Genomic DNA, 12034 nt, shown 5'->3' with positions numbered 1-12034 from the left:
GACGCCAGCCCATGACACGGACAAACTCGACGCCCTGAACCAACCGACCCACCGCAAACATGTCCTTCGCCTGGATTCTGAAACTGCTGTTCAGTACGCTGCTTCTGCCGCCCGGTAACGGCCTGGCGCTGCTCTGCGCGGCTGGCATTTTCCGGCGTCGGCGCTGGGCTTTCGGGCTGGCCGTGGCGGCCACGCTGCTGACAGTCGCGCAGTGCATGCCGGCCGTCGCCAATATGCTGATCGCCACGCTGGAAGACCAAACCCTTGCCGTGGCACCGGATGCCCCCAAGCCCGAGGCCGGCGCCATCGTCATCCTCGGCAGCGGCCTGGCCACCAACGCCAGCGAATACGGCGGCGATACCGCCAACGAGCGCACGCTGATTCGCACCCGTTACGGCGCCACGCTGGCCCGGCGCTACGAGCTGCCCGTGCTGGTCACCGGCGGCCAGTTTCTGAACGACGAGCGCTCCGAAGCCGAAGTCATGACCCGCATCCTGTACGAAGAATTCGGCGTCAAGGTCCGCTGGCTGGAGGACGAATCGCTCGATACCGCCGGCAACGCTGCCCTCTCGGCCCCCATCCTGAAGGCGGCCGGCGTTCACCGCATTCTCCTCGTCACCCACGCCTTCCACATGCCCCGCGCCCAACTGCTTTTCGAACAGGCCGGGCTGGAAGTCATCCCGGCACCGACCGCTTTTTTCAGCCACCCGGATGGCGACTGGCTACTGGGAGACTTCCTGCCACAGTCCAAGGCCCTGCAAATTTCTTATTACGCCCTGCACGAATGGCTCGGCATGGCCTGGATTGCCCTGACCCACTAATAAATCTGGAGACAAGACATGACCCAAGTAGTCCTCACCGAAACCATCGGCAAAGTCGGCCTGATCCGCATCAACCGGCCGGAAGCGATGAATGCGCTGAACAACGATGTGGTGGACGGCATCGGCGCCGCCATCGACGCCTACGAGGCCGACGAGAACATCGGCTGCATCGTCATCACCGGCAATGAAAAGGCCTTCGCCGCCGGGGCCGATATCGGCTTCATGAAGGATTTCGATTATATGCACGCCTACAAGACGGATTTCATCACCCGCAATTGGGAGCGCATCAAGACGACGCGCAAGCCGGTCATTGCGGCCGTGGCCGGTTTTGCGCTGGGCGGCGGCTGCGAGATGGCGATGATGTGCGACATGATTTTCGCCGCCGATACGGCCAAATTCGGCCAGCCCGAAATCAAGCTCGGCACCCTGCCCGGGGCCGGTGGAACACAAAGACTGCCGCGCGCCGTCGGCAAGGCCAAGGCGATGGACATGTGCCTGACCGGACGGATGATGGATGCGGCCGAAGCGGAAAAGTCAGGCCTGGTCGCCCGTGTCATTCCGGCCGATCAGTTGCTGGAAGAAACGCTGAAAGCCGCCGCCGCCATCGCCAGCTTCTCGCTGCCGGTGGTCATGATGATCAAGGAATCAGTCAACCGCGCCTTCGAATCGTCGCTCAACGAAGGTCTGCTCTTCGAGCGCCGCGTCTTCCATTCGGCTTTCGCCCTCGAAGACCAGAAGGAAGGCATGACCGCCTTCGCCGAGAAGCGCAAGCCGACTTTCAAGAATCGCTGAGTTCGGCCTTCTCAGCGAGTCCGGACGCCCCGACAAGGCATCCGGACCATTTCAATTTTGGCCAAAATTTCCGGTTGACCGTGGCAACGCCCGGTAGCCGCGCAAAGCAGCCCGCATGCATCTGTTTGTCGACATCTCCAGCCACGGCTTCGGTCACCTCGCCATCACGGCGCCGGTACTCAATGCCGTGGCCAAAAATGCCCCGAATTTCCGGCTGACCATCCGCAGCGCCCTGCCCGCCGCCAAGCTGCAGCAACGGATCAAGGTGCCCTACACGCTGATCGCCAGCGCAACCGATTTCGGCTACGTGATGATCGACGCCACCCGCGTCGACCTGGCCGCCAGCGCCACCGCCTACCGTCAGGCGCACGCCGACTGGCCAGCCCGCGTTGCCGATGAAACCCTCTTTCTGGCCAACCTGAAGCCCGACCTCGTCCTCACCAACGTCAGCTACCTGCCATTGGCCGGCGCTGCAGCCGCCGGGATTCCGGCGCTCAGCCTGTGCTCGCTCAACTGGGCCGACCTGTTCGACCATTATTTCGCCGATCAGCCCTGGGCCAAAAAAATTCACGCCGAGATGCTCACCGCCTACCGCTCGGCGCAAGCCTTCCTGCGCGTCACGCCGGGCATGGCGATGGATGCGCTGGCCAATGTGCAGACCGTCGGACCGATCGCCGCCCTTGGCACGCGCCACGACCTCGGCCTGAACGGCGACAAAACCATCCTGATTGCCATGGGCGGCATTACCCATCGTCTACCGGTGGAAAACTGGCCGCGCCTACCCGGCGTGCGCTGGCTGGTACCGACCGACTGGGACTGCCGGCACGCTGACGCCATTACCAGCGAATCCTTCGGCCTGACCTTCACCGACCTGCTCTGCTCGGTCGATGCCATCATCACCAAGCCCGGCTATGGCACCTTCACCGAAGCCGCCTGCAATGGCACGCCGGTCATCTACCAGCGGCGCGAAAACTGGCCGGAGCAGGATTGTCTGATCGATTGGCTGACGGCAAACAGCCGCTGTTTCGAGATCGGGGCAGCAATACTGGAATGTGGGCAGCTCGCGGCAGCCCTTGAAAACGTTCTCGCGCAATCACCGTCGCCGCTACCGGAAACGGATGGCATCACGCAGGCAGCGCACGCCATCATTGACTACGCCGGCGCCACTTAAAGCGGGCGGAAACCGAGCTTCTTGAGCAGTTCGCCCGTTTCGCAGACCGGCAGCCCCATGACCCCGGTGTAGCTGCCCGAGAGGTGCTCGACGAACAGCCCGGCCCGACCCTGAATGCCATAGGCACCGGCCTTGTCCATTGGCTCGCCACTGATCACGTAGTGGCGGATTTCCTCGTCATCGATCTGGCGGAAGCGCACTTCGCTGGTCGACAGCAGATATTCGGTACGCCGCTGATGGTCGATGGCGACGCCGGTCAGCACGCGATGCGTCCGCCCCGACAGGCGACGCAGAATGGCGGCAGCATCGGCCATGTCGACCGGCTTGCCGATGATTTCGCCATCAAGTTCCAGCGTCGTGTCGGCGGCCAGCACGGGGCGCATCGGCAGGCGGCGCTCCTCGACGATCCGCAAGCCATGCATCGCCTTGGCGCGCGCCACGCGCTCGACATAGACCACCGGCGACTCGCCCGCCATCGGCGTTTCATCGGTTTCGCTGTCGGCGCGCATGCCGTCGCGAAAAACAACGGTATCGAAATCGATGCCGATCTGGTGCAACAACTCGCGACGGCGCGGACTACGCGAAGCAAGATACAAACGCATCATCCCTCCCGGTGGTATGGATGGTTTTTGAGAACACTGACAGCACGATAAAGCTGCTCGCACAATATCAGGCGAGCCATGCCATGGGGCAGCGTCAGGCTCGACAGGCGCAGCTTGTCGTCGGCGTGTTGCTTGAACTCCTCGTCGAGCCCGTCCGCCCCACCAATCAGCAGCGCCACATCGCGGCCGTCCTGCATCCACACCTCAAGCCGCTTGGCCAGTTTGAGCGTGGTCAGGTCGTCGCCTTTTTCGTCGAGCACGACAATCCGGCAACTGCCCGGCAGGGCGTCGCGGATGCGGCCCTTTTCGGCGGCCAGCAGTTGTTCGCGGGTTTTCGAACCGCGCGGTTCAGGCTTGATTTCAGTAACGCTGGCCGGCAGTTCGCGCGGCATGCGTTTCAGGTACTCGGCGCAGCCTTCGTTCACCCAGCCAGGCTGGCGATGGCCGACGGCAAGTACGGCCAGTTTCATCCTTCCCTGGCCTGCTCCACGGCCTTGCGACGCTGGGCCGGCGTGGCCGACCACAGTTCTTCAAGGTTGTAGTACTGGCGCACGTTCGGTTGCATGACGTGCACGACGATGTCGCCGAGATCGACCAGCACCCATTCGCCGCCGTCTTCGCCCTCGGTCGAGACAATCTCGCCGCCAGCTTCCTTGACCTTTTCCACAACATTCTGGGCCAACGACTTGACCTGCCGGTTGGAATCGCCGGTGGCGATGACGATGCGATCGAACATCGACGTCAGTTTGGCGGTGTTGATGACTTCGATATCCTTGCCTTTGATGTCTTCAAGGGCGGAAACGATGATTTTTTGCAGCTTGCGGATGTCCATCAGGTACTTTTATAGAGTTGGTGAAGGTGAATATAGTCGAGAACGGTATCCGGCAGCAAATAACGCGCCGACTGGCCGTTGGCCAGCAGCTTGCGGATCTGTGTTGCCGAGATGGCGAGCTGGGTCATGGCAAAAGTAGCAATCGCCCCGGCCGGAGCGAGTTTCAGCCCGCCAACATCGGTCAGCCGGCGGTCGTTGAATTCGGTCGCCAGCTCATGTGGCAGGTTGCTCGCTTCGACCGGAAAACCGGGGCGATGGGAGACGGCGACATGGGCCAGGGCAAAAATATCGCGCCAACGATGCCAGGTAGCCAGTCCGGCAAAAGCATCGGCACCGACGAGCAGGACGAGCGACTGGTCGGCGCCGAGTTCACGGCGCAGGCGTTCGAGCGTATGCACCGTGTAGCTCGGCGCCGCGGCTTCAACCTCGCTGGCATCAATTGAAAATCGGGCATTATTTCCGGTTGACCGTAGCACCATCTCCAGACGCTGCTGCGCAGTCACCTGCGGCGTGCCGCGATGCGGCGGCTGGCCGGCCGGGATCCAGCGCACACCACCGAGGCCAAGGTGGGCGATGGCCTCTTCGGCCAGCCGGAGATGGCCAAAATGCACCGGGTCGAAGGTGCCCCCGAAGAGGCCAAGCGGCTCAGACAATTTCGGAAATGCCGAAAATGTCGCGATAACAGGCGTAGAAACTGGCGAAGATGGTCGGCGCGATGACCAGCACCATCGGCATGGTGACGACGGCGGCTATGAAATTGGCGGCGCCGGGGAAGATCAGCAGCAGCACGCCGAGAAGGACACCGGGCAAAACACCGCCAACCAGCACCAGGCCGAAACCATAGACCAGGAAAGCTCGCCAGTTCATCCAGCAGGCGACAAAGCTGAAGAACAAGGCCCGGCCAAGGGTCAGCCGGTGCCAGGCGGCAAGCACCGGGGCAAACCAGTAGGCCATCATGACCGGGGTCATCATGACCATGACGAACAGCGCCGGCGCGATGAAATCGGCGTCTTCGACGGCAGCCCGTTCGGCGCGGCTATTGGCCATCATGAATTTGAACATGTCGCCGCCATCGAGCAGGGTGGACAGGCCGAGAACACCGAGCGTGCAGCACAAATAGAGGGCGCCGAGGGCAAGCAGGGTGCGGGCATTTTCCTTCATGCTGCCAAACAGGGTCTGGATGCCGATCGGCAGGCCGCGTTCGACCTGCCGAGCGGCCTGCATGAGGCCGACCGAGAGACCGGGGATGACCAGCGAGGCGGCCAGGGCACCGACGAACGGCAGTACATTGAGAAAGATCACCGTGAACCAGTAGGTCAGGACGAGCATGCCGAGCACGATCGGGCTGCGCCGAAAAATGGCGAAACCGGACAGAATCCAGCCCCAACCTGCGACGGAGGGAAGTGTCTGGGCGCGCATGGTCAGCTTCCCACGAAAATGTCGCGGTAGGAGGCGAAAACTGCGCCAGAAGCGACGGGCAGGAGCAGGAGCAGGCCCATGCCGACGGGGAGCATGGCGAAGAACAGCGCGACGACCAGGAAAATGCCGAAGATGGCCATCGGCAGAAAATTCTTGGCACCGGCCGCAAAGCTCGCCTTCATCGCGTCGAGCGGCTGCATGTCGTGGAAGAACACCAGCGCCGGAGCAAACCAGGTGGCCATGATGATTGGCACCGAGAGCACCATGACGAGCAGACCGGCCAGCATGACGCCGCCGAGCGCTATGCCGAAACCGGCAACCTTGCCGGTGACCACTCCGCCGAGCACGCCGCCGCTGACCAGCATGAAGGCCAGGAAGGCGATGCCGAAAATGCCCATGGCAAAAAACACGCCGACCATGACCAGTTGCCCCGCATTGTGGCGAAAACCGGCGAACAGATCGGCAATTTCAGGCTCTTCACCATCATTCAAGCGCTTGCACAGCTTGATCATGCCGGCGCCGAAAAGGGGCACCAGCAGGTGCGCGGCGATCTGCCCGAACAGCGGCACGATGGAAATCGCCATCAACATGACGAGGAGCAGAACGGTACTGCCAATCCACACGCCGGGATTGACCAGAAACATGGCCCAGCCCTGACGCAGCCAGTCAAAGCAGGCACCGGGGTCGACTTCGCGGCTCGCGCCGGTAAACCGGGTCGGGGCCATCGGAAAAACAGGAGTTTCACTCATGCGCGGATGCTAACGGGGCAGCGCTTCCGGGGCAAGGCGAAAACGTGCCAGCAGGTGCCGAAAGTCGTCCGGATTCTTGATCGTTACCACTTCGCCCTGACGCGGCTGGTGTCGAACCTCGAGCCGGAGCAGCCAGAAGCGCAAGGCGGCGGCGCGCCGCATGGCCGGCCAGGCAACGCGTTCCGCCTCGCTCAGCGGACGCCGGCTGGCGTAACCGGCTATCAGCGCGGCCAGGGCCTCGTCGTTGGCACACCAGTCGTTGGCGACGACGGCCAGATCGAAGAGCAGGGCATCCTCGCCGGCAAAATAGAAATCGAGCACGCCGGACAGTTGACCGGCGGCGTCCCACAGCACGTTGTCACGGAACAGGTCGGCATGGATGACGCCGCGCGGCAGCGCTGAATAGTCCTGAGCCGCCTGAAAGGCCAGCTCGTCGGCCAGCAGATCACGCTCATCCGGCGCGAGCAAAGGCAACAAGGTTTCGCCGACAGCTTGTCGCCAGGCGGTGCCGCAGGGGTTGGGCAGGGGATTCGGCAAATTTGCCGCGGCGAGGTGCAAGCGGGCCAGCAGGTCGCCGACGGCGCGACACTGCCCGGCATCCGGCGACTCCAGCGCCGCACCCGGCAAACAGGTCAGCAACGCGGCTGGCTTGCCGGCCAGCCAGCGCCAACGGCGCCCTTCGCCGTCGGCCACTGGCCGCGGGCTGGGAATCCCGCTTTGCGCCAGCCGATCCTGCAGGGCCAGATAAAAATCGAGTGCAGCGGTATCGATGCGCTCGAACAGTGTTAGCACAAAACGGCCGCTGGCCGTCGTCACAAAGTAGTTGGAGTTCTGCATGCCGGCGGCGATACCGGCGTAGTCGATCAGCTCACCCAGCCCGAGCGGCTGTAGCCAGGCGGTGAGTTCTTCGCGCCCGACCTTGGTATAGACGGACAAGATTTACCAGCTATGAATGATCCACATCGGTGGCTTGGTCACCGGATGGGTAATGTCGGCCTGAACAAACTGGCCGTCGCCCTGGTTGTCGACGAGGTAGTAGGCAGGGCCGACAGCCGGTGTGACCTTGATCATGTAGAGCTTGCCCTTCATGCGGTATTCCTCGCGGGTTTCGGTCTCGCGCTTGACGATGGTCACTTGCGGCTCAAGGGCTTCGTCGAAGGCTTCCATGCCCGGCGGTGGCGGCGGCACGGCTGGCAGGGGCTGAAGATCGCCTTTCTGCGCCCAGGCAGGCAAGGCGGCTAGAAGCAGGAGGGGAAGAAGGCGGCGCATGATGAAATCCTCGATGACGATGCTTCGATTTTACAGGTTGAGCAGCATCTCGTGTTCGTTCGGCAAGGGGCCGAAAGGACGAGCCTCGTAATGCTTGAAGATGGCTTCGACCACTTTTTCCGGCTCGTCGATCAATTGAATGAGATTGATGTCTTCGGCTTCGACCATGCCTTCGGCGACCAGCCGGTCCTTGAACCAGTCGATCATGCCGCCCCAGAAAGCCGAGCAGACGAGGATCAGCGGAATCTTGCGGGCCTTGCCGGTCTGGATCAGGGTCAGCGCCTCCATGAGCTCATCGAGCGTGCCGAAACCGCCCGGCATGACGACGTAGGCGCTGGCGAAGCGGACGAACATGTACTTGCGGGCAAAGAAGTGGCGGAAGGTCTGCGAGATATCCTGGTAGGGATTGTTCTGCTGCTCGTGCGGCAACTGAATGTTGAGACCGACCGACGGCGATTTGCCGAAGAAGGCGCCCTTGTTGGCCGCCTCCATGATCCCCGGGCCGCCGCCGGAAATGACGGAAAAACCGGAGTCCGACAACAGGCGGGCAGTTCGTTCAGTCAATTCGTAATACGGGGATTCCGGCCGAACGCGGGCGCTGCCGAACATGGTCACGGCCGGCTTGATCGCGGCCAGACGCTCAGTTGCCTCGACGAACTCTGACATAATGCCGAAAATCCGCCAGGACTCGCGGGCCGTCGCGTTTTTGAGCAGGGCCTCGGTCTCGACGCCCATTACCAGCTTGTCGCTCTCGGTCAATTTATGCCTCTCTTATTGTTGGTGGACGGTTCGTCCTATCTTTATCGCGCTTTCCACGCCCTGCCCGACTTGCGCAACAAGGCTGGCGAGCCGACAGGCGCCATCTACGGCGTTCTGAACATGCTACGTCGTCTCGAGAGCGACTACAAGGCAGACTACAAGGCCGTCGTCTTCGATGCCAAGGGCAAGACCTTCCGCGACGACTGGTACCCGGAATACAAGGCCCACCGGCCGCCGATGCCGCCCGAAATGGTCGGCCAGATCGAGCCGCTGCACGCCGCCATCAAGGCCGCCGGCTGGCCGCTGCTCATGGTCGACGGCGTCGAAGCCGATGACGTGATCGGCACGCTGGCCAAGAATGCTGCGGCGGACGGCATCAATACGCTGATTTCGACCGGCGACAAGGATCTGACCCAACTGGTCAATCCGCTCGTCCGCTGGTACAACACGATGAGCAACGAACTGCTCGACGAAGCTGGCGTCGAAGCCAAGTTCGGCGTGCCGCCGGACAAGATCGTCGATTATCTGGCGCTGGTCGGCGATACCGTCGACGGCGTACCGGGCGTCGCCAAATGCGGCCCGAAGACTGCGCTCAAATGGCTGGCCCAATACGGCTCGCTCGATGAAATCGTCGCCCATGCCGACGAAATCGGCGGCGTCGTCGGCCAGAACCTGCGCGACCACCTCGGGTTTTTGCCGCTGGGGAAAAAGCTGGTCACCGTCGCCTGCGATCTCTCCAACCTGCCGGCACCGGCGACGCTGAACGCGACGCCGCCCGATATCGCCACGCTACGCGAGCTCTACACCCGCTACCAGTTCCGCTCGTGGCTCGCCGATATCGACGGTCCGGAAGCGGCGGCCGACATGCCGGCACGCACGGTTTCCGATGCAACGGCGCCCGCGCTCCAAGGCAAAATCGACGTCACCTACGAAACCGTCCTGAGTTGGCCGCAATTCGGTGCCTGGCTGGCCAAAATCGAAGCGGCCGAGCTGACGGCGCTCGATACCGAAACGACCAGCCTCGACTCCTTTGCGGCGCGCATTGTCGGCATTTCGCTCTCGGTCACGCCCGGCGAAGCTTGCTACATCCCGCTCGCCCATACCGCCCCCGGCGTCGCCGACCAGTTACCGCGCGACGAGTTGCTGGCCAAGCTCAAACCCTGGCTTGAGGCCGTCGACCGCAAAAAGGTGCTGCAAAACGCCAAGTACGACCAGCACGTTTTCGCCAATCACGGCATCGCGCTGGCCGGCATCGCCCACGACACCATGCTGCAAAGCTACGTCATCGAGTCCGACAAGGGCCACGACCTCGGCCAGCTATGCACGCGCCACCTCAGCCTCGACACCATTGCCTACGAAGACCTGTGCGGCAAGGGCGCCAAACAGATCAGCTTCGACCAGGTCGATATCGAGCGTGCCGCCACCTACGCCGCCGAGGACGCCGACGTCACCCTGCGCGTGCACAACGTCCTGCACCCGCAATTTGCCGACGAGCCCGGCTTGTCGCGCATCTATCACGACATCGAAATGCCGGCCCGTCAGGTCATCTGGCAGATCGAGCGCAACGGCATCCTGATCGACGCCGATGTGCTGTCCCGCCAGAGCCACGAGATGGGCCAGAAGATCATGGCTCTCGAAGCGCAGGCTTACGAACTGGCCGGCCAGCCCTTCAATCTCGCCTCACCCAAGCAGCTAGCCGACATCCTGTTTGAAAAACTGGGCCTGCCGGTCAAGAAAAAAACCCCGACCGGCGGACCGTCCACCGACGAGGAAGTGCTCTCCGAACTGGCCCTCGACTACCCGCTGCCCAAGCTGCTGCTCGAACACCGCAGCCTGTCCAAACTCAAGGGCACTTACACCGACAAGCTGCCGCGCATGGTCAATCCGCAAACCGGGAGAGTGCATACTCACTTCTCTCAGGCATCCGTTGTCACCGGTCGTCTTGCCTCAACCGACCCCAACCTGCAGAACATCCCGGTGCGCAGCGAGGAAGGCCGGAAAATCCGTACCGCCTTCATTGCGCCGCCGGGCAGCAGCATCGTCTCGGCCGACTACTCGCAAATCGAATTGCGCATCATGGCCCACCTCTCGGGCGACGAAGGCCTGCTCCACGCATTCGCCCACGGCGAGGACGTGCACCGCGCCACGGCCGGCGAAATCTTTGGCGTCACACCGCTCGAAGTCGGCCCCGACCAGCGCCGCGTCGCCAAGAGCATCAATTTCGGCCTGATCTACGGCATGAGCGCCTTCGGCCTGGCACGCCAGCTCGGCCTGGAACGCAGCGTGGCACAGACCTACATCGACCGCTATTTTGCCCGCTACCCCGGCGTCGCCCGCTACATGGAAGAGGCCCGCGAGATGGCGCGGCAAAAAGGCTACGTCGAAACCGCCTTCGGCCGCCGCCTGTGGTTCCCCGAAATCCGTTCGAGCAACGGCAATCGCCGCCAAGGCGCCGAGCGCGCCGCGATCAATGCGCCGATGCAGGGCACGGCCGCCGACCTGATCAAGCTGGCGATGATCGCGGTGCAGAACTGGCTGGAAAAATCGGAGCTGAAATCAAAGCTGGTTCTGCAGGTGCACGACGAACTGCTGCTCGAAGTGCCAGACGACGAACTCATGGAAATCCGCACCCACCTGCCCCGCCTGATGAACCAGGTCGCCGAACTCAAGGTGCCGCTGGTCGTCGAAGTCGGCGTCGGGCCGAACTGGGAAGCGGCGCACTAAGGCTTTTGGGTAAATCCCACGGTCAACCGGAAATTTCGCCGAATTTCTGAATCGCCGCGGCGCTGACCCGTTCGGGGTTGTAGGTATCGATCCCGACCGCTGCCCGCCGCCGGTCGGCTGCCAGAATCTCCGCCAGCCGCCGCTCGTTTTCGGCCAGATTGCTCCGGTCGTTCTCATGGTGCCAGAGATGCAGGACGGCCGTCGCGAAGCGACCATCCTTGCGTTGCACGCCAGCATGCATGAGGCGGATGGCAAGGTCGGCATCCTCGTGGCCCCAGCCCTGAAAAGCCTCATCGAAACCGTTGATGGCGTCGAAATCGGATCGCCACATCGCCAGGTTGCAGGTCCGCGCGCCTTGCCAGCGCTGCGGTTGGCGTTTGCGCCAGCCGTTCCCCGGCACGAAGCAGAGCGGCAACCAGCGATTGATTGCCCCGGAAAACCGGCGGCCCAGCCAGCTCAGACGACTGTCGCCGTGCAGCTCGATCATCGGCGATTGCAGCACCTTCTTCGTGAACCCCTCAGACAGCAACACCCGGTTTCCGGCCACGAACCAGGCCGGCTCGGCCAGCGCCCGATGCCGGGCGACAAAATCGGGGCGCAGCACGCAGTCGCCATCGACGAAGACGAGGTAATCGCCCCGGCTTGCCGCGACTGCCAGATTGCGAGCAGCGGCGGCACGAAACCCGTCATCGGACTGCCACAGATGGACCAGCGGAACCGGAAAATTGACCGCCGCCTCGGCCACTGCCGCCGCCGTCTCCTGCCGTGAGCCATCGTCGGCCACCAGCACTTCGAATGCGGCATCAGTCTGCGCTGCAAGCGAAGCCAGTACCGCCCGTAACGCATCCGGCCGGTTATAGGTGGTAACGACAATGGAAATCAGGCACGGCGACATA

14 protein-coding genes are annotated in these 12034 nt (G+C 62.9%); 4 read left to right on the top strand and 10 right to left on the bottom strand.

The window, feature by feature from the left end; all coding sequences use genetic code 11:
* Positions 1–59: 59 nt before the first annotated feature.
* From AC07TV_RS15990 to AC07TV_RS15980, 3 genes are all read left to right on the top strand, one after another.
* A complete protein-coding gene (locus AC07TV_RS15990) occupies positions 60–821 on the top strand; it encodes a YdcF family protein (protein ID WP_494649362.1) in 762 nt (253 codons plus the stop codon).
* An 18-nt stretch (positions 822–839) separates the two neighbouring features.
* On the top strand, positions 840–1613 hold the full coding sequence (locus AC07TV_RS15985; RefSeq protein WP_494649361.1) for an enoyl-CoA hydratase: 774 nt from the start codon (positions 840–842) through the stop codon (positions 1611–1613).
* Positions 1614–1728: 115 nt separating this feature from the next.
* A complete protein-coding gene (locus tag AC07TV_RS15980; RefSeq protein ID WP_494649360.1) occupies positions 1729–2784 on the top strand; it encodes a hypothetical protein in 1056 nt (351 codons plus the stop codon).
* On the opposite strand, the gene AC07TV_RS15975 is transcribed toward AC07TV_RS15980, so the two are convergent.
* The 9 genes from AC07TV_RS15975 to AC07TV_RS15935 are packed head-to-tail and all read right to left on the bottom strand — an operon-like array spanning position 2781 to position 8414.
* Entirely contained in the window at positions 2781–3386 is a 606-nt protein-coding gene (locus AC07TV_RS15975) for a Maf family protein (protein ID WP_494649359.1), read from the bottom strand. The genes AC07TV_RS15980 and AC07TV_RS15975 overlap by 4 nt on opposite strands.
* Positions 3386–3856 carry a 23S rRNA (pseudouridine(1915)-N(3))-methyltransferase RlmH gene (gene rlmH / locus AC07TV_RS15970; protein WP_494649358.1) on the bottom strand — a complete coding sequence of 157 codons (471 nt, stop codon included), beginning with the start codon at positions 3854–3856 and terminating at the stop codon, positions 3386–3388. Before rlmH ends, AC07TV_RS15975 begins: the two co-directional genes overlap by 1 nt.
* The gene (rsfS, locus tag AC07TV_RS15965) at positions 3853–4218 is read right to left on the bottom strand and encodes a ribosome silencing factor (RefSeq protein WP_494649357.1); all 366 of its coding nucleotides are present in this window, start codon (positions 4216–4218) and stop codon (positions 3853–3855) included. The genes rlmH and rsfS overlap by 4 nt, the downstream gene beginning before the upstream one ends.
* Entirely contained in the window at positions 4218–4871 is a 654-nt protein-coding gene (gene nadD, locus AC07TV_RS15960; protein WP_494649356.1) for a nicotinate-nucleotide adenylyltransferase, read from the bottom strand. The genes rsfS and nadD overlap by 1 nt, the downstream gene beginning before the upstream one ends.
* Positions 4864–5637 (bottom strand): BPSS1780 family membrane protein, encoded by a 774-nt coding sequence (locus tag AC07TV_RS15955; RefSeq protein ID WP_494649355.1) that lies wholly within the window; start codon positions 5635–5637, stop codon positions 4864–4866. Before AC07TV_RS15955 ends, nadD begins: the two co-directional genes overlap by 8 nt.
* 2 nt (positions 5638–5639) lie before the next feature.
* A complete protein-coding gene (locus AC07TV_RS15950) occupies positions 5640–6386 on the bottom strand; it encodes a BPSS1780 family membrane protein (RefSeq protein WP_494649354.1) in 747 nt (248 codons plus the stop codon).
* Positions 6387–6395: 9 nt separating this feature from the next.
* A complete protein-coding gene (locus AC07TV_RS15945) occupies positions 6396–7322 on the bottom strand; it encodes a homoserine kinase (RefSeq protein WP_494649353.1) in 927 nt (308 codons plus the stop codon).
* Between the two features lie 3 nt (positions 7323–7325).
* Positions 7326–7655: a DUF2782 domain-containing protein gene (locus AC07TV_RS15940; RefSeq protein WP_494649352.1), complete on the bottom strand. Its 330-nt coding sequence runs from the start codon at positions 7653–7655 to the stop codon at positions 7326–7328.
* Positions 7656–7685: 30 nt separating this feature from the next.
* Positions 7686–8414, bottom strand: coding sequence for an LOG family protein (locus AC07TV_RS15935; protein ID WP_494649351.1), 729 nt, complete (start codon positions 8412–8414; stop codon positions 7686–7688).
* Between the two features lie 3 nt (positions 8415–8417).
* Here AC07TV_RS15935 and polA point away from each other — a divergent pair, with 3 nt between their 5' ends.
* The gene (polA, locus tag AC07TV_RS15930; RefSeq protein WP_494649350.1) at positions 8418–11138 is read left to right on the top strand and encodes a DNA polymerase I; all 2721 of its coding nucleotides are present in this window, start codon (positions 8418–8420) and stop codon (positions 11136–11138) included.
* Positions 11139–11160: 22 nt separating this feature from the next.
* Here the strand turns inward: polA and AC07TV_RS15925 are convergent, their stop codons facing one another.
* Positions 11161–12033: a glycosyltransferase family 2 protein gene (locus tag AC07TV_RS15925; RefSeq protein WP_494649349.1), complete on the bottom strand. Its 873-nt coding sequence runs from the start codon at positions 12031–12033 to the stop codon at positions 11161–11163.
* Between the last annotated feature and the right edge of the window lies 1 nt (position 12034).

Source organism: Azonexus sp. GW821-FHT04F04 (assembly GCF_059420025.1).
This window is presented reverse-complemented; position numbering and strand designations above follow the sequence as displayed.